Source organism: Chryseobacterium sp. IHB B 17019 (genome assembly GCF_001456155.1).
GTDB lineage: Bacteria > Bacteroidota > Bacteroidia > Flavobacteriales > Weeksellaceae > Chryseobacterium.
The window spans coordinates 3526827-3553099 of sequence record NZ_CP013293.1 but is presented as its reverse complement, the minus strand read 5'-3'; the positions used below and the strand labels follow the sequence as shown (position 1 = coordinate 3553099).

At 36.5% G+C, this 26273-nt stretch carries 21 protein-coding genes; 1 reads left to right on the top strand and 20 read right to left on the bottom strand.

What is annotated here, in order from left to right; translation table 11 throughout:
- Positions 1-6: 6 nt before the first annotated feature.
- The 14 genes from ypfJ to ATE47_RS16330 all read right to left on the bottom strand — a co-directional run bounded on the left by ypfJ (position 7) and on the right by ATE47_RS16330 (position 16994).
- Positions 7-858 (bottom strand): KPN_02809 family neutral zinc metallopeptidase, encoded by an 852-nt coding sequence (gene ypfJ / locus ATE47_RS16395; protein ID WP_062162967.1) that lies wholly within the window; start codon positions 856-858, stop codon positions 7-9.
- A gap of 78 nt (positions 859-936) precedes the next feature.
- Complete coding sequence (locus tag ATE47_RS16390) at positions 937-3021, bottom strand: LTA synthase family protein (RefSeq protein ID WP_062162966.1); 2085 nt, start codon at positions 3019-3021, stop codon at positions 937-939.
- A 222-nt stretch (positions 3022-3243) separates the two neighbouring features.
- Positions 3244-3762 carry a 6,7-dimethyl-8-ribityllumazine synthase gene (gene ribH, locus ATE47_RS16385; RefSeq protein WP_062162965.1) on the bottom strand — a complete coding sequence of 173 codons (519 nt, stop codon included), beginning with the start codon at positions 3760-3762 and terminating at the stop codon, positions 3244-3246.
- Positions 3763-3765: 3 nt separating this feature from the next.
- A complete protein-coding gene (locus ATE47_RS16380; protein WP_062162964.1) occupies positions 3766-4473 on the bottom strand; it encodes a hypothetical protein in 708 nt (235 codons plus the stop codon).
- A gap of 236 nt (positions 4474-4709) precedes the next feature.
- Positions 4710-5246, bottom strand: coding sequence for an adenine phosphoribosyltransferase (locus ATE47_RS16375; RefSeq protein WP_062162963.1), 537 nt, complete (start codon positions 5244-5246; stop codon positions 4710-4712).
- 1 nt (position 5247) lies between these two features.
- The gene (locus tag ATE47_RS19310; protein ID WP_062162962.1) at positions 5248-6447 is read right to left on the bottom strand and encodes an NTF2-like N-terminal transpeptidase; all 1200 of its coding nucleotides are present in this window, start codon (positions 6445-6447) and stop codon (positions 5248-5250) included.
- Positions 6448-6497: 50 nt separating this feature from the next.
- The gene (locus ATE47_RS16365; protein WP_062162961.1) at positions 6498-7514 is read right to left on the bottom strand and encodes a hypothetical protein; all 1017 of its coding nucleotides are present in this window, start codon (positions 7512-7514) and stop codon (positions 6498-6500) included.
- A 32-nt stretch (positions 7515-7546) separates the two neighbouring features.
- On the bottom strand, positions 7547-8440 hold the full coding sequence (locus ATE47_RS16360) for a CPBP family intramembrane glutamic endopeptidase (RefSeq protein ID WP_062162960.1): 894 nt from the start codon (positions 8438-8440) through the stop codon (positions 7547-7549).
- A 120-nt stretch (positions 8441-8560) separates the two neighbouring features.
- Positions 8561-9895: a hypothetical protein gene (locus ATE47_RS16355; protein WP_062162959.1), complete on the bottom strand. Its 1335-nt coding sequence runs from the start codon at positions 9893-9895 to the stop codon at positions 8561-8563.
- Positions 9896-9903: 8 nt separating this feature from the next.
- Positions 9904-10626, bottom strand: a complete 723-nt coding sequence (locus tag ATE47_RS16350) for a c-type cytochrome (protein WP_062162958.1) — start codon at positions 10624-10626, stop codon at positions 9904-9906.
- Entirely contained in the window at positions 10619-11140 is a 522-nt protein-coding gene (locus tag ATE47_RS16345) for a DUF3341 domain-containing protein (RefSeq protein ID WP_047376185.1), read from the bottom strand. Before ATE47_RS16345 ends, ATE47_RS16350 begins: the two co-directional genes overlap by 8 nt.
- Positions 11127-12524 carry an NrfD/PsrC family molybdoenzyme membrane anchor subunit gene (gene nrfD, locus ATE47_RS16340; protein WP_027381049.1) on the bottom strand — a complete coding sequence of 466 codons (1398 nt, stop codon included), beginning with the start codon at positions 12522-12524 and terminating at the stop codon, positions 11127-11129. The genes ATE47_RS16345 and nrfD overlap by 14 nt, the downstream gene beginning before the upstream one ends.
- Positions 12525-12549: 25 nt before the next feature.
- Entirely contained in the window at positions 12550-15609 is a 3060-nt protein-coding gene (locus ATE47_RS16335; RefSeq protein ID WP_062162957.1) for a TAT-variant-translocated molybdopterin oxidoreductase, read from the bottom strand.
- A 23-nt stretch (positions 15610-15632) separates the two neighbouring features.
- Entirely contained in the window at positions 15633-16994 is a 1362-nt protein-coding gene (locus ATE47_RS16330) for a c-type cytochrome (RefSeq protein WP_062162956.1), read from the bottom strand.
- 186 nt (positions 16995-17180) lie between these two features.
- Between ATE47_RS16330 and ATE47_RS16325 the strand changes: the two genes are divergently transcribed.
- The gene (locus tag ATE47_RS16325) at positions 17181-17720 is read left to right on the top strand and encodes a hypothetical protein (RefSeq protein ID WP_062162955.1); all 540 of its coding nucleotides are present in this window, start codon (positions 17181-17183) and stop codon (positions 17718-17720) included.
- Between the two features lie 66 nt (positions 17721-17786).
- On the opposite strand, the gene ATE47_RS16320 is transcribed toward ATE47_RS16325, so the two are convergent.
- From ATE47_RS16320 to ATE47_RS16295, 6 genes are all read right to left on the bottom strand, one after another.
- A complete protein-coding gene (locus tag ATE47_RS16320; protein ID WP_082632629.1) occupies positions 17787-19061 on the bottom strand; it encodes a DUF6080 domain-containing protein in 1275 nt (424 codons plus the stop codon).
- A 78-nt stretch (positions 19062-19139) separates the two neighbouring features.
- Positions 19140-20096 (bottom strand): T9SS-dependent choice-of-anchor J family protein, encoded by a 957-nt coding sequence (locus tag ATE47_RS16315; protein WP_082632627.1) that lies wholly within the window; start codon positions 20094-20096, stop codon positions 19140-19142.
- 85 nt (positions 20097-20181) lie between these two features.
- On the bottom strand, positions 20182-21723 hold the full coding sequence (locus ATE47_RS16310) for a protein adenylyltransferase SelO (protein WP_062162953.1): 1542 nt from the start codon (positions 21721-21723) through the stop codon (positions 20182-20184).
- A gap of 74 nt (positions 21724-21797) precedes the next feature.
- The gene (locus tag ATE47_RS16305; RefSeq protein WP_062162952.1) at positions 21798-24179 is read right to left on the bottom strand and encodes a penicillin-binding protein 1A; all 2382 of its coding nucleotides are present in this window, start codon (positions 24177-24179) and stop codon (positions 21798-21800) included.
- A gap of 6 nt (positions 24180-24185) precedes the next feature.
- The gene (locus ATE47_RS16300) at positions 24186-24650 is read right to left on the bottom strand and encodes a gliding motility lipoprotein GldH (protein WP_062162951.1); all 465 of its coding nucleotides are present in this window, start codon (positions 24648-24650) and stop codon (positions 24186-24188) included.
- Positions 24643-26058: a PSP1 domain-containing protein gene (locus ATE47_RS16295; protein ID WP_062162950.1), complete on the bottom strand. Its 1416-nt coding sequence runs from the start codon at positions 26056-26058 to the stop codon at positions 24643-24645. The genes ATE47_RS16300 and ATE47_RS16295 overlap by 8 nt, the downstream gene beginning before the upstream one ends.
- Positions 26059-26273: the final 215 nt, after the last annotated feature.

Sequence of the window (26273 nt, the reverse complement as noted above, 5' to 3'; positions counted from 1 at the left end):
GTTAAATTATTTCAAAAGCTGGTTAAAAGTATCACCCTGCCTAATGTCGCCGGTGTTGTACCCCTTCATGAACCATTCTTTACGTTGTGCAGATGAGCCATGCGTAAAGCTCTCTTGATTCACATAGCCCTGAGATCTTTTTTGAATGTTATCATCGCCCACCGCTTCTGCAGCTTCAATTGCGGACTGGATATCTCCTGGCTCTAAAATATGTCTGTTTGCATCAGTTCTTTTAGCCCAAAGTCCGGCATAGAAATCTGCCTGCAGCTCTGTTGCAACGGAAACTCTGTTCATATCTGCTTCAGAATATCTACCGCTTCTTCTCAATTGATCTACTTTTTGTGTTGTTCCCAAAAGAGTTTGCACGTGATGACCTACTTCGTGAGCTAATACATAGGCAACTGTAAATTCGGTAACCTGTGCTCCGAATCTTTGCTGCAATTCATTAAAAAACCTCATATCCATATAAACGGATTGGTCGGCAGGACAATAAAACGGTCCCATTGCTGATTGAGCTGTTCCACAACCGGATTGTGTAGTATTTTCAAAAAGGATAATTTTTGGGGGAGTATAAGTCATACCGTTTTCTTTAAATACCTGATCCCATGTAATAATGTTCCATTTTCCCATCATGTCAACCATTTCCCCGACTTTTTTATCTTCGGCGGTTAATTCTCTTTGTTCGGTACCTGCAGAACTCGATCCGGCACCGGAAGAGAGAACCGAAGAAGGATCACCACCCAGGAAAAATATAATTGCAGCGATAATGAGCGTTCCCAGTCCGCCTCCTACAACGGCACCGCCGCCAAGTCCACGTCTGTCTTCCACATTACCACCTCTGTCGTTAGTCCATTTCATAGTTTGTATTTATTTGTATGTAAATTTAGAAATTTAATGAATACATTCTATGAAAGCAGAAAATATTTTATCATTTAATTAACGGTTAAGCTGATTTTTTTCCAGCCAGTATGATGTAGATTGATATGCAGAAATTGTTTCTTCAATAAGTTTTTTATTCTGATCTGGAGTTTTCAATTGCTTTTCGTCATAATAAATATTAAACTCCGGAGACAACTTATTTTTTTGTTGCGTTAAAGCATATTGTTTTACTTTTCTCAAAGGAGAAATTATAGTCAAATAATTGTCCTTCACAAATCCTAAATCCTGATAAGTTGCAATGTAAGCTTTGGGCTGGAAACCCTTTTTAAAAATATCCTGACCCAAAAATTTAGATTGATAATTAAAATTCAACAGTCCGAAAAGGGTAGGCATCACATCAATCTGTGACATGGTTTGTGTGAATTTCTGAGGCTGGATGAAACCTTCGGAGAAAATCATTGCCGGAATTTTGTATTTATCCATCGGAAGTTCCGTATCTCCGGCACTTGAAGCACAATGATCTGCGATGACCACGAAAACGGTGTTTTTGTACCAATCTTGTTTTTTTGCCATTTCAAAGAACTTACGAAGAGAATAATCGGTATATTTTACCCCTCCTTCACGGGATTTTACATCTCCTGGAATGTCAATTTTTCCGTCAGGATAAGTAAAAGGCCTGTGATTGGAAACCGTCATCCAGTGATTGAAGAAAGGTTTTCCGGATTTTGCTTCGGCGTTCATGGTTTGGATGGCCTTTTTTGCCATATCTTCATCAGCAACACCCCAGACGTTTGCGAAAGTAATTTCTTCCGGCTTAAAATTGTCACGATCAACAATTCCGTAGCCGTTTCCAGCAAAGAAATCCCGCATATTGTCGAAATAACTGTATCCGCCGTATAAAAATTTTACATCATAACCTTTTGATTTGAAAACACTTCCGGTGGTGAATTTGTTTTTATTATTTTCTCTCTTGATGATGCTTTCTCCTGCAGTGGGTGGGATGCAGAGTGTCAATGCTTCCAGGCCGCGAACGGTTCTGTTTCCCGTTGCATAAAGATTGGTGAACATCAGAGAATGGTCTGCCAAACTATCCAGAAAAGGAGTGATTTTTTGTGTATTTCCATAATGTTCCATGAAATCTGCGGATAAGCTTTCAATAGAAATTAAAACAACATTTTTCTTTAATTCCGGCTGATCTGAAGTGATATTTCTTTTTAGAACAGGTTCCGGATATTGATTGAGAAAATTATTTTCGGCCGTTTTTTGATTAATTGTGGGGTAAAATTGGAAATAATCCAGTTCGTTGTGAGTAAATGCCCAATAAAATTTAGGTAACCCATTCGCCTGGATTTCTCCTTCAAAAACACTGTTCCCTTTGATTTTCGTAGTAAGGCTGAGACCAAATAAGCTAATACCTATTAAAACAAAAAAAGCTCCCAACAACATCAGTTTTTGTTTAATATTCGGAAAATCTAAAAGCTCCATTTTTGTTTTTCTATAAATGAAAACAGAGATCAGTGCGGTTATGGTAAAAATTGCCAGAAATAAAGGAACTACAGGGTAACTTTCCATGATATTTCCAATCACCTCGTTGGTATAAATGAGATAATCTACCGCAATAAAATTATATCTTAAACCAAATTCATTATAAAAGAAATATTCACTTACCGCATTGAAAACAATTAACAAGATATACAAGAAAAGGGTGATAAAATAAAGCGTATTCCTGATTTTAAGGCGTCTTTCCGGGAGAAAAAACATTAGTGCAAAGAAAATTATTTTTACACCGATAAAAGCCAGTGCAATTTCTGCAACCGAGCCTCCATATTGTTTAAATATATTATTCGGGATGAGGAGTATATACAAAAAGAAAAGTACCAATGCGCCCAGAATGATTTGTCCATACGGCTTCTGGTATTTTGAGTCAGATAAAAATAAAAAATAAAGGGCCAGAAAAGGGCATGTCAAGATAAAAACAAAAGAATCATTGATTGCACCGATTATCAGAATCTTCAATATTTCAAAAAAACCAAAACTTACTGTTGTAATGGGGTGAAAAAAGAAAACTACTCTTACAAGTAAAGAAATGATAAGATATAAAGCTCCTAAATAAAGGAACGGTTTCATTTTACTAGAAATCATCTGATTTATCTGATATTAAATTTCTGCAAAGATAACTTTTATGCTGATTTGTTTAATAATAAAAACAAAAAGCTGTTATTAATTAGAAATTTTATAAATATTTAAAAAAATATTAAGAAAATCACATATCGGAAAAATCATCACAAAATTGGACTTAAATGAAAAAAAGAGCCATCTTTTAATAGCTCTTGTATTTTAAATTTTAATTAAAAAGTGTTAAAACTAAGAATGCCCGAAACCGATATTTCCTTTTTTACCGGCAAGATTTTTCTTAAAATCTATCATCCTTAAAGCTGTTACCGCAGCTTCTACACCCTTATTTCCAAGATCACCTCCGCTTCTTGCGATAGATTGTTCCTTTGTATCATCTGTCAATACGCAGAAAATGGTAGGGGTATCCGTCATGATATTACAATCTTTAATGCCCTGAGCAACGGCCGAGCAGACATAATCGAAATGTGGCGTTTCTCCACGAATCACACACCCGATTGAGATTACAGCATCATATTTACGCTCCTTGCAGAGCTGCATGCTTGCATAGTTTAGTTCAAAAGCTCCCGGAACCGGAAAAAGTTTAATATTTTCAGATTTTACTCCTTCTTTTTGAAGAATTTCCAGAGCTGCATCACGAAGATTATAGGTTACAAAATCATTCCACTCAGAAAAAACAATGCCGATAGAAAATTCATCGGCATTTGTTATATTAAGTGGCTTGTAATCAGAAAGATTAACTGTTGCCATTGTTTAGTAATATTTAGTCATTTCAATATAAGAATCAGACATTCCGTTGTCGTAGTCCTGATATTTTTCGTCAATTGTTGCAAAATATTTTTTAGCTTCCGGTTTTTTGTTTAATCCTAAAGCCAAAATACCAGCTTTTCTTGTAAAATAATAAGTTGTATAAGGATCATCAGTTGCAGAAGCAGCTTTGTCCAACAATTGCAAAGCCTCATCATTTTTATTAAGACCAGATTTTGCATCAGCCATTGCGCCAAATTTCATGGCCATCAGCGTTTTGTTGTCAGATGAAAAATTATCCAAAAGATCGTACGCTTCCTGGAATTTTCCTTCTTTAAACTTCAAAATACCAGCATTATAAGCAGAAAGCTTACCAACATCAGTTCCTGAATATTCATTATAAGTTCCTAAGAAACCTGGATTTGCAGCAGATTTTCCTCCTAATGCCTCTTTTTCTTTACCTTCAGTAAGGTTTTTCTGAGCAGCAAGGAAACTTTTTACAGCTTCAGTATTTTTAGGAGCCACAACGAATTGTTTGTAACCGAAGAATCCCAGAACACCTAAAATAAGCACTCCAAAAACAATACCTAGCGGTTTTGAATATTTTTCAAGGAATCTTTCTGTGTTTAAAGCCTCTCTGTCAAGATCTTTAAAAAACTCCACTGTTTCTTTACCTTCTTGCTCATTCTGAGCATTCTTTGTAAGTTTTGCCATAAATTCTTAAAAATTGAATTGCAAATTTAATTGTTTCTGAATGATTTACAAAATACTTTGTGTGTATTATTGATTTTATTTGAATAAATAGAGTAAATTGTTAAAGGTGAATCGTGTATTTATTGAAAAAGATGGCTTCGACTTTGCTCAGCGTGACATATAATACTATTAATAATAGATTGTTTAAATGTGTCATGCTGAGCAAAGTCGAAGCATCTTATTTTTAAATGAAAAGTTTAATATTCTAGAATATGATAAACTTCTGCGTTGAATTTCTTTAATTTTTCCTGTCCGTTCAATTCTTTTAAGCCAATTAAGAAACTGAATTGGGCAACTGTTGCACCTTGTTTTTCAACCAGTTTTGCAGCGGCTTCTGTTGTTCCGCCTGTTGCTAGAAGATCGTCATGGATCAGCACTTTCTGTCCGGGTTTTATCTGTCCTTCGCGGGTTTCAATTTCTGCACTTCCGTATTCCAGGTCGTATTTTTCTGAAACAACGGGTGGAGGAAGTTTCCCGGCTTTTCTTATTAAAATAAACGGAACTTCGAGGGCAACAGCAATAGCAATCCCGAAAAGATAGCCTCGACTTTCAATTCCGCAAACAGCATCCACTTTTCCTTTACTGAATTCAACAAGATCTGCGATCACATCTTCATACAGTTTTGGGTCTAAGAAAATAGGGGAGATGTCTTTGAACTGAATTCCCGGAATCGGAAAATCAGAAATATTTTCAATTGTTTCTTCTAATCTCTTAATTAATTCTTGTGAAGCCATCCTAAGGATTGATTTTATAGCTGGAAATTTTCCATTCTCCGTTTACATTTTTCAGTCCGAAGGTTGCTTTTAAGGAAGTTGTTTTTCCGCTTTTATCCGTTACGTCATATGTTGCATTTACACTCGCCACATTTGGAGTTGTAGCATTGGTAGTAATATTTTTTACGCTTACATTCTTTACAGATCCGAATCCTGAAGTTGGGTTTGAGAAAGATTCATAATTTCCCCAGCTTGGATTGCTTGAAGCGTTAAAGGCTGCTTTTAAGTTTTGAGAGCTTACATTATTTAAAAAGCCTGTTACTGTACTTTTAGGGTCTGAAGCAGGTTGTTTAGGAGTTGCCGGAGTTGTTGTAGGTGCCGCATTAGGATCCGTTGTTGGAGGAGTTGTAGCGCCCGGATTATTTGGATCAATTACCGCAGGATCTTGGTTTACCGCAGTTGAATCTACTTTTGGTACAGCAGGAACTTTCAGTAATGATGAATTTACATCCAAACCGATTTTCGTCATTTTAAAAGTTTTTGCCGTTGTTTTTACGGAAACGGTGATGTCAATTTTATTGTCTACCACTTTAGCTGCGGGAATGGATGAGAATTTTAAATTAAATCCTTTAAAATTGTTATCCTGCATTAAATTTTTCGCTGTTGAAAGTTTTACACCATTACTGAAAACTTCGAGTGTCGTTTCCAGGCCGGCGCCGGTGAATGCGATTGGTTTTCCTGCATTGTCAACTAATCTCGGTACAATTTGAATGGCCGTTGGTGCTCCCGCCCCATCGTCTCCTGTAGGTCTTGTAATAACGCTCAAGGAGTTTGCTTTTACATCATTCGGGTCACTTTCTTTTGCCTTGTCATCTCCAAAGATATTCATTTCTCCTAAAGACGGTGGCGCTGTACTGGCCCATTCAATGCCGTTTTTCTGAGCCACCTGATCTGCCATAGACATGATTTCAGGTACTTTTTTCCCGTTGATCAGTTGTCCGAGGGCTTTTAGTTCCGCAACATCGCCATCTGCCTCCACGCCAAAAGTTTTTAAAATATAAAGAGCTTCATTAAACTTAATTTGTTTAATGGTCGGAAGACTGGCCGTCATATCATTGATACTCGACTGTAAAGTTTTAGTATTCGTAGCATCTACATGGTCCTTCTTACATGCTGTGAAAAGCAATAAGCTGAAAACGAGTAGAAAAGAAAACTTTTTCATTTTAATTCGGTTTACCACAAAAATAATAAAACCTTTATTAATAGACGGTTTTATTTTTTATTTTGTTGCTCTTTTAGATCTGCTCCGAAAAACGAGCTAAAAATATTCTGCATATTCTGATATTCCGGGTCTTTCCAGTATTCTGTTGTGTAATAGCTGGAATTGGTATCAAGTTTTATTTTTTCTAAATTATTTTCGTTTTTAAAACTTATTTCAGTGGGATAAAAATTACCATAAACCGTAATGGCATTATAATCTGGTTCACTTTTATGTTTAAAATGCAGAAAAACAATTTTATTATACTCTAAAAGGTCTTTCAACGTTTTTTTAGAATTTTTTTCATAAGCGATATTTAAAATACTTTTGAAATCAAAGAATCTGTAACCGAATAATGCAAATTCTTTTTTCTGAAGGGCTTCTCCTGTGATCTCAACTTCATCTTTACGGTCTCCTTTTAATTCTGTGAATTTTGATCTTTTATCTTCTTTGTATTTCAGTATATTTCCAACATCATCCATTTCCGGAATTTCTAGAAAAGTATCGTAGTCCCAGGAATCCGTTTTTTTTCTGTCTTCTGATAGATTTTCTAATTTGAATACTCTATACTGCTCGATACGGGAAGTTTTTAATTTTTTAGTTTTATTGTCAAAAATATAGGTGATTATTCCATCTGTAAAACTGCTCAACTTGTTATTTACGGTAACATAAGAATTGAAATTACCTTTCACAAAAATGTATTTTGCAGGTTTATTATTTTTAATGACAACGGTTTCGATATCTTTTACATTATCAATTATTTTAATCACGTCTTGATTGAAGTCTGCATAAGAAAGTGTAGCGACGGTAAGATTGTTATGAACCAACTTAAATTTTTCCTGGTCCGGCTTCAATACCTGTTTATCAATTTTTCCATCGATATCAGAATACGCCACAATGCTTCCGTCTTTTCCAAAAACTGAAACTTTTGGAAGGGGTTTGTTTGTTCTTTCGGAAATAAAAGTAATGGTTTGTGCATTAATGAAGCTAAGCATCAGCACAAAAAATAACATTAAATAGTTTTTTTTCATAGTATTTATTTTACTTATGTTTAATTGATTTTTTATTCTATGGGTTTTTCTATTGTATATTCTTCTTGTAAAATTTTCCTGAATTCTTCTTTGGTAACACCTCTTTCAGATTTAAAACTTATATTTATCCAAGCCTCTTCATCAGCTATGTATTTCCCTTTTCCATAGATTGTATCTGAGATTTTTTGCAGCTGATACTGCTGTGCATCTAATGTATAAATTTTCTCACCTGCTTCATTTAATTTTAAAGTTTTAGGTTTGTTTTCATTAAAGAAGGCTTGTTCTTGGATTTTGATATCATAATGCTTCCCTGAATATGTATATGGATCATTAAAAGTAATAGTTAAAAACGGTAGTACAATGGCAAACGAAGCATTCCAAATGCAGTGGTACAATATGCTGTAAAAAATATTTAATCTAATTCTGATATAGCTGAGAATAAAGCCACCACATATTTGTGAGATTAGAATTAATGGTAATAACGCATAAAACTTCCAGGAATCATTAGCATAATTAGTCAAATGCAGTAATCCAAATATTGAGGAAAGAAAATACACTAGAAATGGAAAAATTCTGTTCCATTTTTCACGCGTTATTAATTTTGAAAAAAGAATATTATACCTCAGAGGATATCTTAAAAGTAACTCCTCTGCAATAGGAGCTGCTACAACAGCTAAGAGAAATCTAAATAATAAGGTGTCGGGGATATTGAGATCATCTGGATTTAAACTTTTAGTCGAAATTAGTTTTTTAACAAGAAATAGTATCGGAAAGACAACCAAAAAAGTAAATATTGTCTCAATAATCAAAAAATTAAAAATCATTGAAAATTTCCTTCTTGCTGGAATCTCTAGCTGAAAATCATTTGGTCTTTTAATAAAAGAAATAAAATTAACGAAATCGTTTTTTAATTGTAATAGGAACATAAATTTGTATTTCTTAATAGGTTGGTTTTTAAACCAATTTGTTACAATGGTTAATATTTTGCAAAAAAAAGACTGATTATTACAATCAGTCTTTTTTATTTTTATCTTGTTACAAATTCCTTAGAAAGGATACTCATAAATTTCAGATTCGTGTAGGTAAGGGTTCCCTGTAGGGATAAGCTTAAGTTTCGATAATGCTGAAAGCACTGTAAACATAAACAATCCAACTACAAATAGAACTGCTCCTAAGATTAAGATGAATACTTCAGGAGTTTTCCAGTATGGACCTACCGTTCCCGGCATTACCATGTTGAAGTAATCTAAAAGGTGTCCTAAAATAACAACTACTGCCATTGTTGTAACCACTTTGTAGTTTCTCTTGATGCTGCTGCTTACTAAAACCAATAATGGTAATAAGAAGTTTACAATCAGCATCGGTAAGAACGTAGGAGAGTAGTGCTGGAATCTTCCAAAGAAATAATTAACCTCTTCCGGAACGTTCGCGTACCAATATAACATGAACTGAGCGAACCACGTATACGTCCAAAGCATACTTGTAGCGAAAAGGAATACTCCTAAATCATGCAAGTGATTGTCATTGAACTGTGGTAAGAATCCATTTTTCTTTAAATAAACACTTAAAAGAATGATAACAGCGATTCCGCTTGAAAGGCAGCTAACCATTGAATACCAGATATACATTGTAGAATACCAGTGAGGGTCAATAGACATCAACCAATCCCAAGCCCAAGCTGCAGAAGCAAATCCGAAGAATGCAATATATCCTACTGCCCATCTGTAAAGCATTTGATATTCTACTTTATCAGACTTGGTATCGTCTACTTTTTTAGATTGAGCTTTAAGCTTCCATGCGAAGAAAGATGCACCTAAAACATAGATGAAAGTTCTGATTGCATAGAAAGGAATATTTAAGAATCTTTTCTTTTCGAATAAGATCACGTCAAAATGAGCAGAGTTAGGGTCTGTCAAATCCGGATCCATCCAGTGGAAAAGGTGTCCCTGGTGGAAGATATTCAGAAGCATTAAAATGATCAAAATAGCCCCTCCGTATGGAATATAAGAAGCAATAGCTTCCATTACTCTTGTAATAATAATTGGCCAACCTGCGTGGGCTGCATGCTGAATACAGTAAAAAAACAATACAGCACAACTTACTCCAAAGAAAAATACAGCTACAAAATGTATTGCCGCTAAAGGCTGGTTGTGAACCTGAAGTGTAGCATGCTCTAAGTGAGCAGTGTGATCCTGAGGTCCTACCATTTCACTAGAATGCGTAGGAGCAGTATGACCGGAAGCATGAACAGCCTCCATCATATGTTCAATTTGTTCTGTAGAAATCCCTTTATTCATAAAGAAACCGATACCAAATAGAACTAAACCTACAACAAGAAGGATTATAGAAGTTGATTTTAATTTTGGTGAAAAACTATACATTTCTTTTCTTATTTTTTAGTTTCGGTAGTTTCTGTCTTTGCATCCGCTGCTGGTGCAGGTGTTGCTCCTGTTGTTGCCGGTGCAGCTGCAGCAGGTGCCGCCGCTCCTTTCTTGAATGCGTTCATTACATACATGGCAACTCTCCATCTGTCTCCAGCGTTAAGTTGTCCCGCATAAGATCCCATCGCGTTTCTACCGTTTGTTAATACATAATGAACAGATCCTACAGTAAGTTCTCTATCAGCATAATTCGGTACACCTGAGAAAGCTCCTGACTGTACAATTGGTCCTTGTCCATCTCCTCCTACACCGTGACAAGCAGCACATGTACGATCGAATAACATTTTTCCTCTTTCAATATCCTTTTCAGCGTTAGCCGGATTTAAAGGTGAAGCTGTTACTGATTTTGATGCATCATATCCTGCATTGTATTCGTCTACATTTTTCGGAAGTAATCCTTCTTCGAAAATACCGTCTTTATTTTGAGCTACTGATCCTTCTACAGGGGAAAGACCTGTTGCAAAACTGTTGTTAGCAAAAGCAGGAATTTCGTTTTCGTGATCTGAATATGCATCCTGAGCTTTCATCAATGGATCATAAGCTACCGGGAAATACATATCAGGGAAATATACTAATGGTGTATTTTCTTTCGGTCCGCAAGAGTTAAGTAAAACTGTTGTTAACCCTAAAACCGCTGTAATTCTTAATACATTCTTTTTCATTTTAAGCATCTTTAACAGTTATTTCTTCAACTCCAGTTTCTATTAGCAACTGCTTTACAGATTCTACATCCTCCGTTACGAATTCCATCATGAATTTATCATCTGTTGTTCTCGGATCCGGGTTTTGTGCAGGTGCTCCAGGATACATTTTGTTTCTTACCAAGAAAGTCAATGACATCATGTGAGCGGCACAGAATACCATAAGCTCGAACATTGGTACTACGAATGCCGGCATATTGTGTGCCCAATCGAATGCTGGTTTACCACCGATATTTTGTGGCCAGTCATGATTCATTACATACCAGGTTACAGTAGCACCGATAGTAACACCATAAAGAGCGTAGAGAAAAGCAGCATCAGAGATTCTGGTTTTCTTTAAACCTAAAGCCTTATCTAGTCCGTGAACCGGAAACGGAGTATATACTTCGTTTATTGCGATTCCTTTATCGTTGAATGCTTTAACGCCGTTCATTAAATCGTCGTCGTCAGCATAAAGTCCGTATACAATTTTAGTGGTGCTCATCTCCTTCTTTTGCTTTATAAGTTTCACCTGAGATTTTCAAAATCGATTTTAATTCGGCCTGTGCAATTACAGGGAATGTTCTTGCGTATAATAAGAATAATACAGAGAAGAATCCGATTGTTCCTAAGTATACACCCACATCAATAATCGTTGGCTTAAACATTGTCCAAGATCCTGGTAAATAGTCTCTGGAAAGGTTGATAACGATGATATCAAAACGCTCAAACCACATACCGATGTTGATAATTAATGCAACAATGAAAGTCCAGATAATATTCGTTCTTAGTCTCTTGAACCAGAAAGAAGCAGGAACTACAAGGTTACAGATAATTAGTGACCAGAAAGCCCACCAGTAAGGTCCAACAGCAGCACCAGGAGAAAGATAAGTAAAGTCTTCAAATCTTGATCCGGAATACCATCCGATGAAATATTCGGTTGCATAAGCTACAGTTACCATACCACCTGTTAAGATAATTACGATGTTCATGATTTCGATATGATACATTGTAATATAGTCTTCTAAGTGACATACTTTTCTTGCAACCAACAATAGTGTTTGTACCATTGCAAATCCTGAGAAGATCGCACCGGCAACGAAGTAAGGAGGGTAGATTGTAGAGTGCCATCCTTTAATAACCGAAGTTGCGAAGTCAAAAGATACGGTAGTGTGTACTGAGAATACAAGTGGAGTTGCCAAACCTGCAAGAACCAAAGAAAGTTCTTCGAATCTTTGCCAGTGTTTTGCTTTACCACCCCAACCGAATGCAAGGAATGTATAAATTTTCTTAGTCCAAGGAGTTTTTGCTCTGTCTCTGATCATTGCAAAGTCAGGAATTAGTCCCATGAACCAGAATACTGTTGATACTGAGAAATACGTAGAGATCGCGAATACGTCCCAAAGTAGAGGAGAGTTGAAGTTCCCCCAAAGAGAACCGAACTGGTTTGGTAAAGGGAAAACCCAATATCCTACCCAAACTCTACCCATGTGGATTACCGGGAAGATCGCTGCCTGTACTACGGCGAAGATGGTCATCGCTTCCGCAGATCTGTTTACAGACATTCTCCATCTCTGTCTAAATAATAATAATACCGCTGAGATTAGGGTTCCGGCGTGACCGATACCAACCCACCATACGAAGTTAGTAATATCCCATCCCCAGTTAATAGTTCTGTTAAGTCCCCATGCTCCAATACCTGTTCCGATAGTATAAGCGATACACCCGAATCCATAGATGAATAGAACTAAGGCTGCATACAATGAAATCCACCATAATTTGCCTGCTCTTTCTTCGATAGGTCGTGCGATATCTTCTGTGATATCGTGATAAGTTTTGTGACCAATAATTAGAGGTTCCCTTATCGGAGCTTCGTAATGTCCTGACATTTTTTACCTATTTATTATTTAAACTTTATTTTTCTACTCTGTTTCTTACTTTAGTGTGATAGAACACGTTTGGCTTGGTTCCGATCTCTTCCAGTAAATAATATCTTCTGTTGCCAGCATATAATTTTCTGACTTCAGATGCCTTGTCATTCATGTCCCCGAACTGGATAGATCCAGTAGTACAAGCTTTTGAACAAGCTGTCTGGAATTCTCCGTCTTTTACCACTCTATTCTCTTTCTTAGCCTCAAGAATAGTAGTTTGAGTCATTTGGATACATAATGAACATTTCTCCATTACCCCTCTTGTTCTTACCACTACATCCGGATTCAGCACCATTCTTCCAAGGTCGTTATTCATATTGAAATCGAACTTGTCATTAAGGTTATACGTAAACCAGTTGAAACGTCTTACTTTGTAAGGACAGTTGTTTGCACAATATCTTGTACCGATACATCTGTTGTATGCCATGTGGTTTTGACCTTGCTTACCATGTGAAGTAGCCGCTACCGGACATACCGTTTCACAAGGAGCGTGGTTACAGTGCTGACACATTACCGGTTGGAAGATCACATCAGGATTATCAGCCGGGTGGTTCAATGCACCTCCGTCTCCGAATGCAGTACCGTACAATTCTGGTACAGCCATTCCTTCTTTTAATCCTTCATAAACTTCTACCTTCTGTCTTGAAGAATAGTAACGGTCAATTCTTAACCAATACATATCTCTGGACATTCTGATCTCTTCTTTACCTACAACAGGAACGTTGTTTTCTGCCTGACATGCGATGATACAAGATCCACAGCCTGTACAAGAGTTAAGATCGATAGACATATTGAAGTGAGGCCCGTCCGTATCATCGAAAGAATCCCAAAGGTCAATCTTTCTTGCCGGAAGAGCACCGCTGATTGTATGATATTCCAAAGGCTTATTCCATCCATCATGTTCGTCATCAAATGCTACATTTAAGAAATCAGCCAAAGGAACTTCCTTAGCAATTTCATAACGTCCCATTAATGTATTCTGAAGCTGGATACCTGCAAATTCATGATCTTCTCCTGTTTTTTCGATTTTAACATTAGATAAAGCTAAGTTAGAACCATCAAATAAAGGATAAGCATTTACACCTGTATCAGCTGTAGCTCCTGAGTTTTTCTTACCATATCCAAGCGCAAGACCTACAGATCCTTCAGCTTGTCCTGGTTGAACGAATACAGGAACATCTTTTATTGTTACCCCATTTACAGTAAGATTTACGATAGAACCATCCAACTGCATTCTTGCATTAAGATCGTTTTCAATACCTAATCTTTCTGCATCTTTAGGAGACATTGTCAGATAATTATCCCAAGACATTCTTGTGATAGGATCCGGTAATTCCTGCAACCAAGGATTGTTTGCCTGAGTTCCGTCTCCCATTGAAGTCTTAGTGTATAATACCAATTCTAAATCAGAAGCTTTGAAACCGCTTACTTCAGCAACAGCCTGAGCTGCATTTCCTCCTGCGTAAGACAATGTCGTTGCATTTGAAGAAACATTGATACCGTTATATAAAGCTTTGTTGAAAGAAGTTCCTCCTAAAATAGAAGAAGCACTAGCTTTTAAATAGTCATAATAATTGTTTGCAGCATTGTTTTTACCATTCTTCCAAACCAATAGAGATTCTTCAATCTGTCTTGATTTGTAGATTTTCTGGATTGTAGGCTGCATTAATGAATATACACCTGTCTGAGGCTCAATATCACCCCAAGATTCCAGCCAGTTAGCTACAGGAATTACAGCCTTCGCTGCTTTGTACATTTCATTTTTCTTATCGGCAACAGCGATTACATAAGGAACTTTTTCTAAAGATTTTTTGAAATCTTCTCCTTTGTGGTAAGAATAAATAGGGTCTACGTTGTTTGCAATTAAAACACCAACCTGACCTGCATTTACCCATCCAAGGAATTCCTGGAATCTTGCTTTATCGAAATCTTTTAGGAAGTTAGCCTTACCAGTGAAAGCAACTGATCCTAATTTTTGGTTAATTAAATGAGCTAAAACCTGAGCACCTTTAGAACCGTCTGCGAAAACAACAGCTTTGCTGCCTTTTGCCTGAAGTTCTTTTGCAATTTCAGAAGCAGTCTTATCTGAAGTACCACCACCAACGATTGCGTTGTAAACTTCAACCAAAGTTTTGTTTACAAGGCTTGGTTTTAATCTAACTCTTGAGTCAGCATTAGCACCCGTAAGAGACATGTTTGATTCCACTTGGATGTGTCTCATCATGTTTGCTCCCGGCTTTCTTGCTGCTGCGTAAGAAGATTCTAAACCTCCGCCATTATAATCTCCTAAGAAATCAGCCTGGAAAGCAACTACCAATTCAGTTCCTTTAAGATCATAAACCGGCAATGCTCTTGTTCCGAAAACTTCCTGAGCTGCATCTAAAGCTGCTGCATAAGGGAAAGCATCATAAGTTACTAATTCAGCTGTAGGATATTTTGCTTTAAATTCAGCAAATAATTTTTTGAAAGTAGGTGAAGCAAAAGAATGTGATAATAATACGATTCTTTTACCTGCAGCTTTAGCTTCCTCCAATCCTTTGATTACAAAACTGTCTACTTTATCGAAAGTTTCGTCTTTACCTTCAAACTTAGGTTGTTTTACTTTATCGTTATCATATAGAGAAAGTACACTTGCCTGAGCTCTTGCGTTAGTTTTACCTAAATCACCGGCAGCTGGATTCGGCTCAATTTTGATAGGTCTACCTTCACGTGTTTTTACTAAAACACTGGCAAAATCAAACCCGTCGAAATATGTTGAAGCATAATAATTCGGGATCCCTGGAATAATGTCGTGTGGTTTTACCACGTAAGGAATCGTCTTAATTACCGGAGCTTCACAAGCAGCTAATGTTACTGCTGCAGTAGAGAAACCTAATAATTTTAAGAAATCTCTTCTTGAAGTTCCGGAACCGTTTTGTTCCGCATCTCCAAGGAAATCTTCTACAGGAATTTCTTCCTGGAACTCTTTCTGAGCCAGCTTATTGTTTAAAGCTGGATCTTTAAGTTCGTGAATACTTCTAAATTGTATTTTGTTTGAAGCCATTTGATACTTCTAATTTTTAGTTATTAATAATGACATTTACCACACTCAAGACCTCCAATTGCATCTACAGTAATCTTACCACCATCTTTAGGGTATTGTTTTTTCAACTTGTCATGTAGATTCTTGAAGTATTCTTTATTATAACCGTTGTTCATATCAACTTCAGTAGTTCTGTGACATTCGATACACCATCCCATTGTGAAGTCATTAGCCATCTGAACAACATTCATTGTGTCAATTTTTCCGTGACAAGCTTTACATACAACATCAATTTTGTTGTTAGGATTCTTTTTGTTGAAAGAATTGATGATCGCCTGCTCACCTGCTACAACGTGTTGTGAGTGGTTGAAGTATACGAAGTCCGGCATGTTGTGGATTCTTGTCCATTCAACCGGCTGGGTTTTTCCTGTGTACTGTTGTTTTTCAGGGTCCCAACCTGTAGCGGCATAGATTTTCTGGATTTCTCCATCGTAGAATGCCTTGTCTTTTCCAGGCTCCATGTAGTGTTCTGCGTTGTATTCAGAAATTGTTCTGTGGCAGTTCATACATACGTTCATTGATGGGATCTCAGATACTTTACCGTATTTAGCACTAGAGTGACAAAGTTGACAGTCAATCTTCTGTTCTCCAGCGTGGATTTTATGTGAGAAATAAATAGGCTGTTCCGGCTTATATCCTTTGTAAACCCCGATCCACATGATCCAGTTCCAAATTCCATAAGTTGCCAACAGAGCAAGGATTGCAATTAATCCCTTACCTACGTAATGATATTTCTGGTAGATTTCACTGAAAGAACGAACTCTTGATTCGTTAAGCCCCGCAAGATCTTCAGATTGTCCTAATTTTACTAATTGTCTTAGTTTCATTAAGATCCAAACCAATAAACCTGCAATCGCTATAAGTGAAATAATTACAACGTTTGTTGTAGTGGTGCTTGCAGGAGCTGCCGCACTGCCTGCTGATGTTGCTTTTGCATCGTCAGTCTTTGCTGGTTCCGGTGCCGGAGGATTAGTTGTATAAGCTAAGATGTCATCAATATCCTTATCCGTAAGATTAGGAAAGACCTGCATCTCAGTCTTATTGTATTTTTCGAAAATCTCATTGGCGTATTTGTCTCCAGAAGCTCTCAGAGCCTTGTTGTCCTTGATCCACTTATGAAGCCAATCTTTGTCTACACCGCCTTCTGTCTTTACTCGTTCTACAACACCCTTCAGAGGCGGTCCTACAACTTGTTTGTCTAGTGCGTGACATGCAGTACAATTTGCTTTGAAAAGTTTCTCACCATTCTTTGGATCGCCGTCTTGCCCGTAAATTGAAGCACTGGTTGATAACAATAAGCCTATTGCGATCAACGTTTGTCTATAATGCTTTCTCCAACTAATCATTTAAATTATCTTATGTTAGTAAAATATTGAACATTCAATCAATTCGGCAAAAATAATATATTTAACAGGAATTTAACGGTATATCCAAAGGGGAAAATATCATTTACGTTTAATTTGTATTGATTCTAAATAACCATGTTTGGTATAATTTTTTAATTTATATAAATTTGCGGAAACAAAGTTTAAATGAGAAATTTAATCAAAATAATTTCAGTATTATCATTATTTAGTTTTTATAATGTTGATGCTCAACAGATTGTCAAAAAGGATACATTGTCCGGGACAGAGCTCGTAATGACTATGGATTCTAAGGTAAATGGTGCCTTGGAAAACCTAGAGGAAAAGTGTTCCAGGGGACCTTCACCAGCGGGTATCAGGGATAATGATGAAAATTATACAGCTTCAAAACCTACAAAAATCTATGTTCCGAACAGAGAACTGACCAATGCAGAGATTTGTAGAAAAAATCCAAGGATTTTAGGATATAAAATCCAGATTACAACAGTAAAAAGTAATGAGGAAGCCAATGAAGTGAAGTCTTATTTCAGAAAAAGATTCCCAAATCTGAAAGTTGAAACTGATGCTTCGTTGAGACCCAACTATAAAATCCTTGCCGGAAGCTACTTTACGAAACAAAGTGCAGCTTCTGATCTTGCGAGAGTACGTGAGTATTTTAAATCGGCAATTGCGATACAATACAGGATTTTCTGTGCTGAAGCAAAGTAAAAATTTAATCTAAGGTATAAAAATTGAGCTGAGAATTTTTCTCGGCTTTTTTTATTTAATATAAATTTAATAATACTTGTTCAAGAACCAGAAAAATTCGGTCATTCTCAGGTAATTGTTGGTTATTAAATAGATAAAAAGGATGCAGAAAACAGCCGTCAGAAAAGATAACATTTTTGGTGATTCCTTGTATGAATAAAAGAGCCAACCCAAAAGCAGTGGGTAAACAAAAACAAAATGACCCCCGTAAATATAAGCCGTATGAAGCCCGAATTTCATGATACAATGGATGATAATATCCATCAGAAATGAAATCATAATTACCTGAACTAATTTATTTTTGAAGTTTCTGAAATAGCTCCAAAAAATTAAAATTAATAAAATGAGAATGAAAATATAAGGTCCCCATGAAGAATAAACATCCATTATAATGCCCTTGTAATCAAACCCTTGTGTGTTGTGTTTGTCTCTGATAATAAAATTTGAGAATAAAATATTTCCTCCAAAAAAATAGGAGAGAATCATATCCCAGGTAGGGGTGGATTTTACGCTGGAAAATTTTTCATACTGCTCACTGGTTTTGTTGAAAATTTGTTTATACTTAAAATCAAGTCTGTTCAGGTATAGCAGGACAAAACAAATGATCGTAAAAAGTACTCTCAAAACAGCATTCCCAAATTTTTTCCAATTCTTAAATATATCTTTTTCAAAAGCAATGGGAATGAAAATCTTTGCAATATTTGTGATCGTAATTCCTCCGACAGAAATTCCGGAAAAGGCTAATGCCAAGGCTGGGATTTTTTGTTCTTTCTTTAATTTTATTGCAGCATAATGATGAAATAAAGTCAGTAAAAATAGAGTATAAGTAAAGTTCTCAGGAGTAAAAGAAAGTAAAAGCGTAGTCGAAAAAGCTCCGAAAAATAAGATCAATAAAAAATTAAGAACTAAGGGTAGTTTAATAATATTTTTTAAATATTTAAAAATCTGAAGAACACTCAGACTCACTGTGATATTGCTGAACCAGGCCAAAGCAAAACGGAAATTTCCATCCATCTTTCCATGTGAAAAAAATAAAGCTAATCCTCGAATCCAATTGAAAAAATAATATGAGAACGGATGTCTTTCAACGCTTCCGCCAGAGAGTACAATTGCCCGATTGTCAAAGCTGAAATATGCGTCATAAGGAATCCTATCATCAAAAATTATCTTGTAATGGATGGCAATATATGAGCCTAAATATCCGTAACAAACTAAAAAGAAAAGAAAAACAACAAGCTCAAGACCTGTTGAAGGAAAAATTAACTTAAAAAAATCAACGAATTTTGTTTTGAACTTTGACACGCGCTAAAAGTTTCTGCAAAAATAAAATAAAAAACTCACCATTGAGGTGAGTTTCATTTAAATATATCGTGAGTGATATTATTCTTTGATAATTTTTTCAGAAGATGAAGTTCCGTCTGTGAACTCAACTTGCATTAAATAAGTTCCTTTTGGAAGTAATGAAAGATCTGATTTTTCAGCATTTGTTTTTATCAGAGATCTTCCGGCCATATCCACTACAGTAGAAGACTTGATCTTTTTATCAGTTTTGATATTGATTTCTCCTTTTGTAGGGTTAGGGTAGATGCTTACTGATTTTGTTTTAGTTCCAACTTCATTAGTAGCAAGAGCTGTTCCGGTAGTAATTTTAACATCATCAACCATAAACATATATTTGTCTGATGCCATATATTGGATTCCTACTCGGATATTTTGACCTGCATAAGCATTTAGATCGTAAGTAACTTGTTGCCATGCAGCATAAGGTGCAGTAAGAGCAGCCGTTCCGGAGATAATTGTGAAATTAGAGGCAGTAGTTGGTGTACCAGTACCTGTATAAACACCAATTTTATAATTTTCTATAAAGGCTGGAGAAAGAGCTTTAACCCATAATGTTAATACATTATTAGTTGCTCCCAGATTTACTACTGGAGTGATCAGCCAGTCATTGTTTGCATTGACTCCGCCATCAGGAACTCCCGCCCATGATACCGCGCATTTCAGACCTCCATGTGGAGAAAAATTTCTTACTTCTTCATCAACACCTGGAATTGATGTTGCATTGTTTGTTGCATTACTTGCTGAAAGATTAAATATTTGAAAAGCCATAGGGCCACCTGCATTAGCCCAATTGGCACTCCACGTTGTTGTTCCTCCAACTACAGGACCTCCTCCTGTATAAGTATCAAGACCATCAAGATCTAACGTTTGCCAGCTTCCAAATCCTGTAATTGCAAAATTTGTGTAGGATTCAAATCCCTCATCTAATAAAACAGTTTGAGCATTTACTAATGACATAGTAAGCAATAGACTTGCAGATAGTAAAATTCTTTTCATAGTAACTTTTTTTTGTAAAAGTAATTAAAAAAAGAAAAATAACAATCATTTAGCATGTTAAAGTTAATTATTTACAAATTTTAACTTAAGAACTGCAAGAAAGCATCGAGCATCCTGAAATATCGTCATAGTTGGAAGGTCTTTTTACTGAAAATTCAGGGTAAATTTCTTCATAAGGGTTCTCTAATGCTTTTGTTAATTTCTCCAGCATTTCGATTTTGCCATCGTTAATTTCTTCGATACATTGAAACAAAAGATAATTTCTCAAGATAAACATCGGATTTGTTTTTTTCATTAAATCTAATGATTGCTCTCTCGAAATTTCGTTTTCTTTTAATCTTAATTGATAATTTGTCATAAAATCTTCAAGCTTTGATGATTTTTCATCATCCAGAAAAGTGTAGGAAACATTTTCAAACTGTGTCTTAAGATCGGCCTGATCATCATACTTTCCAAGCTGATTAAAAAATAGGGTATAATCCAACTGAAGTTCCTGCATCAGTCCCTGCCAATTGGTAAAAAACTGCTCGTCACTTTTTAATAATCGGTCAAAACCAAATTTTTTACAAAGCATTTTATCATGAGATTCCCAGAAATAGCTGCCGTAATCATTCAAAACATCTTCCAAAAACTTTTCATCCTGAATTAAAGGGTGAAGTGCGTTGGCCAGCTGCCAAAGATTCCATTGAGAAATTTGTCCTTGTTTTCCGAAGGCATACCTTCTTCCCGGCAAATCGGTTGTGTTGGGGGTGAAATTGAGATTGTATTCATCCATCATAGAATAAGGTCCGTAATCAATTGTCAAACCGAGAATCGACATGTTATCTGTATTCATCACCCCGTGGACAAAACCTACACGATACCATTCAACCATAAGATCAGCGGTTCTTCGGGAAACATTTTCAAAAAAGTCTTTATATTTCTGAACACCTTCTGAAGTGATTTCCTTAAAATAATTTTTAATGGTAAAATCAGCAAGATCCTGCAATGTTTTATATTCTCCTTGAGCCGACATCAACTCAAAATGACCGAAACGTAAAAAACTGTCTGCTGTTCTAACAACTACGGCTCCTTGTTCATTCTGCGGATTCCCATTATACATCATATCTCTCACTACATCTTCTCCGGTAAAAGCCAAACTTAAAGCTCTGGTTGTGGGAATATTTAGATGAAACATGGCTTCACTCATCATATATTCACGGACGGATGATCGCAAAACAGCTCGGCCGTCTGCGTGTCTGGAATAAGGTGTTGCTCCGGCGCCTTTCCATTGGATCTCGGTTTTCTGTCCCGAATTATTGGTGATCTCACCGGCGAGAATTGCTCTTCCGTCTCCTAATTGCCCCGCCCAATTCCCGAATTGATGTCCTGCGTAAGCCGTAGAATATGTTTTAATATTTTCAGGAAGGTTGTTTCCGACTAAAAAGTCAAGGTCTTTTTCCTCAAATTTTCCAAGCCCGATTTCTTCTGAAAGTGTTTCATTAAATGCAATTAATTTCGGGTGGTCAAAACCAACAGGATCAATCGTTGCAAACAAGACTTTCGGAGTATTTCTCTGCATTGGGTTGCCGGAAAAGTCTCCCGGAAATATTTTTATAAAGGGTTGTTCAATTTTATCAATATTCATATATCAAAGATATTAATTATAAAAGAAAGACCTTCCAAATGATTGAAAGGTCTTGTATATTTCTAAAAGAGAAGTTATTTATTATTAAAGTCAATATCTTCACTTGTGTTCAAGTTTTCATTGACATTTTCTTCTTTTTTACCTGAATTATTTTTTGGAGTAGTAGGCTCCACCGGTTTCGGATTTTTGATTTCGTCGATGGTCTGCAATCCTCCGTCATCTCCGTACCCTGAGCTTAATCCTTTAAGATCTGAGCATCCGTCTTTCCATTCCGAAGGTTTTACGAATTTATCGTCAGGTGAAATGCCTAATGTTTTATCCGCCCAGACTTTTTTCATGAAAATTGCCCAAATTGGGAGTGCCATTTTCGCACCCTGACCTTCGCCGGTTCCGAAGAAGTGGGTTGCCCTGTCTTCCCATCCTACCCAGGCTCCTGTTGCCAGTTTCGGAACAATCCCCATAAACCAACCGTCCGAGTTGTTCTGTGTAGTACCGGTTTTACCTGCAATTTCCACATCTTTTGATATACCTTTTCTGCCAAGCTCTCCGGAAGCTGTACCATATTGCGCCACCCCTTTCATCAATTCGATCATGGTGTAAGCGTACATTGGGTTCATTACTTCTTTCGGCTCTACGTTTACTTCTTTGATTACTCTACCGTTTGCATCTTCAATTCTCCAGATCATTTCCGGCTTGTTGTAGTTACCATAATTGGCAAAAGTACTGTAAGCTCCTACCATTTCGTAGATCGTAATGTCTGATGAACCTAAAGCCATTGGTAAACTTGTCGAAATATCTTCCGTCACTCCCAGATCTCTTGCGGTCTGTATTACACTTTGCGTGCCTGTCATTTCTGCAAGACGTAAAGCTACCGGGTTTTGAGAATGCGCCAAAGCATCTTTTAAGGTAAGCATTCCTCCTCGTCCAGGAACGTGATAGGTTCCTTTATTAAAACTTGCATTAGAAACCACAGAACAAGGTGTCATTCCTAATTTCATGATTGCAGTTGCATATACGAAAGGCTTGAATGTTGATCCTACCTGTCTTTTTCCTTGCTTGATGTGGTCATATTGGAAGTGCTGCCAATCGATACCTCCAACCCAGGCTTTGATCTCACCTGTTCCCGGAACCATTGACATCAGACCCGCCTGAGCCACTTTCTTATGCCATCTGATAGAATCCCAAGGAGACATTTCCACTTCCTCTTCTCCTGCCCAAGTAAAACGCGATGTTTTGACCGGTTTTTTGAACTCCATCATAATAGAATCTTCAGAAACACCTGCCGCCTTCAACTGCTTGTAACGTCCGGTTCTCTTCATGGCCTGAAGCATCAGACTATTAATTTGCTTGTCATTAAGATAATAGAAAGGCCAGTTTTTTCTGCCTCTTTGCTCTGCATCAAATCTTTTCTGAAGATCAGTAAGGTGTTCCCTGATAGCATCTTCTGCATATTTCTGCATTTTGGAGTCAAGAGTAACATATATTTTTAAACCGTCTTTATAAAGGTTTAATTTTTTACCGTTTTCTTTTTCGTAATCTTTAAGATAATTATCGATTTCCTTTTTTAAGTAAAACTTATAATACGCAGAATAATCATCATTAATATTTTTGATTGGGTGATAATCCAGGGTAATCGGTGTCGAAACTCCTTTTTCGTAAGTAGCCTGATCAATATACCCCGTTTTTAGCATCTGTTCCAACACAACATCCCTTCTTGCTTTCGCTCTTTCAGGATTTCTCATTGGGTTGTTTTTTACTGGGTTTTCCAGCATCGCTACAAACATTGCGGCTTCGGGTAAGGTAAGCTGGGAGGTTTTTTTGTTAAAATAAACTCTCGACGCCATTTCAATACCGTTGGCATTATATAAAAAGTCGAATTTGTTGAAATATAAAGTAACAATTTCTTCTTTAGTATATCTTTTCTCAAGACTTACGGCAACGATCCATTCTTTGAGCTTTTGGAAGGCTCTTTCAATTTTATTCTGAGAAGCTCCGTTTGTAAAAAGCAGCTTTGCCAGCTGTTGGGTAATGGTAGAACCACCGCCTCGTCCACCTCCGTAGACAACCGCTCTGGCAACAGACTGCAGGTCGATTCCGGAATGTTCTTTAAAACGCTCATCTTCTTTTGCTTGTAAAGCGTATACAAGATAAGGTGGAAGTTCTTTATAGATAACAGGCTGCGTTTTTTCCTTTTCAAATTTCCCTAATAAAACACCGTCTGAAGAGTAAATTTCAGAGGCGACATAAATATCGGGGTTTTCAAGCTCTTTTACATCAGGCATTTCTCCAAGAAAACCTTGAGAAACGGCAAAGAAAAGACCTGAAATTCCTAAAATCACAGCAATGAGCCCAATCCAGATGAATCTGACCCATTTTTTCCAAGCAGTATTTTTCTTTTTGGGAGGAAGAGGGAAAGTTTTCCCTTTGTTTCCTGTGCTTTTTTTGTTTTCTTCCATTTATGATTACGGTTTAGCCGTTTCAATTTTTACTCCAATGTCTTCAATTCCCGGAAGGTTGTCGTTTCTCATTGCCTGAGTCACACCGATTTCATATTTTCCTTTTGCCGGAAATTTATAATTTAGTTTATACTGAAATAAAGTTTCCTTCGTGTCACCAAATCCTGTACCAAGCCATTCCCCGTTGGGCTTTGCCAATACATAATTCAACGTATCAGTTTGTTTTTTCTTACTTTGAAGATCGGTGAAATTGACAATAAATCTCACATTGCTGTAAGGATAATCACTATTATTTCTTACAACAAATATAATATTTTTAGGATTTTGCGGATCTGAAATTTCAAGATTAAATTTTTGTTCACTTTTCTTATTCCACTTATTATCAACGGAATTCATGATAACTTCTCCTTCCGAGGAAGAATTACAGCTAAAGAAAAGAATAAGAGTAAATAACCCTAAAATTTTACGCATTGTTATCTTTTTTTGGAGGAAACTTCTTTTTGAATTTCTTTTTATTTGGGTTTGGTTTTTTTTCGGCGTCAGAACCAGATGCGGCATCTACTTTCTCCAGTTGGGCTTTTGGCTGTTGAGGCTTTTGCTGTCTTGGCTGATTATTAGAATTTGCATTCGGGTTTTGTGGCCTTTCCTGTCTTTGAGGAGACTTTTCACCTTTATCAGTATGGTCTTGTCTTTCCGGCCTGCTGTTATTTCTCTTTTGGCCCTGGCTTTGACTGTTCTGATTGTTATTTGGTCTGTTCTGATTCCTGTTTTTGTTATTATTACCCCTGTTTTTCTTCTCGAATCTGTCAACATTATTCTCCTGTATCAGGTCGATGCTTACAAATGATGCATCTGGCTGTCTCAGTTCTTCAAGAGGCAGGGTTTTCTCGCCACGTTTGTTTTTTGCTATTAATTTTTTCACCAAATCAATATCAAAATCATACCACGCCATAGAGCTGTCTACGTAGGCAAACCACATTTTCTTTTTGAAAACATCAATTTTAATACAAAAAGCTCTTCCTTTTTCCGTGTCCAACGTTGTTGAAGAAGAAGGAAAGTCGCTCAACGCATCAAGATAGCTGTCTAATTCATAATTAAGACAACATTTAAGTTTTCCACACTGTCCTGCAAGCTTCTGAGGATTAATGCTTAATTGCTGATATCTCGCAACATTCGTGTTCACAGATCTGAAATCTGTCAACCAGGTTGAGCAGCAAAGCTCTCTTCCACAAGACCCAATTCCGCCTACTTTGGCAGCTTCCTGTCTGAAACCAATCTGCTTCATGTCGATTTTCGTTCTGAAAGCAGCAGCATAATCCTTAATCAACTGTCTGAAATCCACACGGTTTTCAGCGGTATAATAAAACGTAACCTTCGAAGCATCTCCTTGATACTCAACATCCGTGATCTTCATTTCGAGACCTAATCTGTGAGCGATTTTTCGGGCTTCTAATTTTACATTATCTTCTTTTTTTCTTGCTTCCTGCCAAACTTCCAGATCTTTCTGGTTGGCCTGTCTGTATATTTTTAGGGCAGATTCTTCAGGAAATTTCTTCTTTTTCATCTGAATCTTTACCAATTCTCCGGTGAGACTTACCACACCTACATCGTGTCCGGGACTCGATTCTACTGTTACTACGCTACCTATATGTAAAGGAACATTATTTACATTTTTAAAAAACGATTTTCTGTCATTTTTAAATCTAACTTCCACATAATCACATCTGTTTGATGCGGGATTGTTGATGTTAGAAAGCCAGTCAAAAACACTTAATTTATAACTATTACCACAGGTATTTACATTTTCACAGCCATTCGCGGTTTTCTTGGGTCCGCAAGAATGTGCAGAATCGCCGGATGTTTTACATCCACAACTCATATATTATATATTTAATCTTGCAAATTTATGATTTTTATCTTTATGTGGTCTAAAATAATCAAATATTAAGTAATTCGGGTGTTTAAGATTAAACAAAATTTAATATTCTTAACTTAATCTCTGTTAAATATCTAATACCAATTGATTTAAGAAGATTTTTGTGAAAGTGTTATTTTAAACATAGTTTTCTTTGTTCATATTGTTTAAAAATTTAT

Bases quoted from the DNA above. Each gene is read 5' to 3' on its own strand.
- ypfJ (WP_062162967.1), bottom strand. From the start codon at position 858: ATGAAATGGACTAACGACAGAGGTGGTAATGTGGAAGACAGACGTGGA.
- ATE47_RS16390 (WP_062162966.1), bottom strand. From the start codon at position 3,021: ATGATTTCTAGTAAAATGAAACCGTTCCTTTATTTAGGAGCTTTATAT.
- ribH (WP_062162965.1), bottom strand. From the start codon at position 3,762: ATGGCAACAGTTAATCTTTCTGATTACAAGCCACTTAATATAACAAAT.
- ATE47_RS16380 (WP_062162964.1), bottom strand. From the start codon at position 4,473: ATGGCAAAACTTACAAAGAATGCTCAGAATGAGCAAGAAGGTAAAGAA.
- ATE47_RS16375 (WP_062162963.1), bottom strand. From the start codon at position 5,246: ATGGCTTCACAAGAATTAATTAAGAGATTAGAAGAAACAATTGAAAAT.
- ATE47_RS19310 (WP_062162962.1), bottom strand. From the start codon at position 6,447: ATGAAAAAGTTTTCTTTTCTACTCGTTTTCAGCTTATTGCTTTTCACA.
- ATE47_RS16365 (WP_062162961.1), bottom strand. From the start codon at position 7,514: ATGAAAAAAAACTATTTAATGTTATTTTTTGTGCTGATGCTTAGCTTC.
- ATE47_RS16360 (WP_062162960.1), bottom strand. From the start codon at position 8,440: ATGTTCCTATTACAATTAAAAAACGATTTCGTTAATTTTATTTCTTTT.
- ATE47_RS16355 (WP_062162959.1), bottom strand. From the start codon at position 9,895: ATGTATAGTTTTTCACCAAAATTAAAATCAACTTCTATAATCCTTCTT.
- ATE47_RS16350 (WP_062162958.1), bottom strand. From the start codon at position 10,626: ATGCTTAAAATGAAAAAGAATGTATTAAGAATTACAGCGGTTTTAGGG.
- ATE47_RS16345 (WP_047376185.1), bottom strand. From the start codon at position 11,140: ATGAGCACCACTAAAATTGTATACGGACTTTATGCTGACGACGACGAT.
- nrfD (WP_027381049.1), bottom strand. From the start codon at position 12,524: ATGTCAGGACATTACGAAGCTCCGATAAGGGAACCTCTAATTATTGGT.
- ATE47_RS16335 (WP_062162957.1), bottom strand. From the start codon at position 15,609: ATGGCTTCAAACAAAATACAATTTAGAAGTATTCACGAACTTAAAGAT.
- ATE47_RS16330 (WP_062162956.1), bottom strand. From the start codon at position 16,994: ATGATTAGTTGGAGAAAGCATTATAGACAAACGTTGATCGCAATAGGC.
- ATE47_RS16325 (WP_062162955.1), top strand. From the start codon at position 17,181: ATGAGAAATTTAATCAAAATAATTTCAGTATTATCATTATTTAGTTTT.
- ATE47_RS16315 (WP_082632627.1), bottom strand. From the start codon at position 20,096: ATGAAAAGAATTTTACTATCTGCAAGTCTATTGCTTACTATGTCATTA.
- ATE47_RS16310 (WP_062162953.1), bottom strand. From the start codon at position 21,723: ATGAATATTGATAAAATTGAACAACCCTTTATAAAAATATTTCCGGGA.
- ATE47_RS16305 (WP_062162952.1), bottom strand. From the start codon at position 24,179: ATGGAAGAAAACAAAAAAAGCACAGGAAACAAAGGGAAAACTTTCCCT.
- ATE47_RS16300 (WP_062162951.1), bottom strand. From the start codon at position 24,650: ATGCGTAAAATTTTAGGGTTATTTACTCTTATTCTTTTCTTTAGCTGT.
- ATE47_RS16295 (WP_062162950.1), bottom strand. From the start codon at position 26,058: ATGAGTTGTGGATGTAAAACATCCGGCGATTCTGCACATTCTTGCGGA.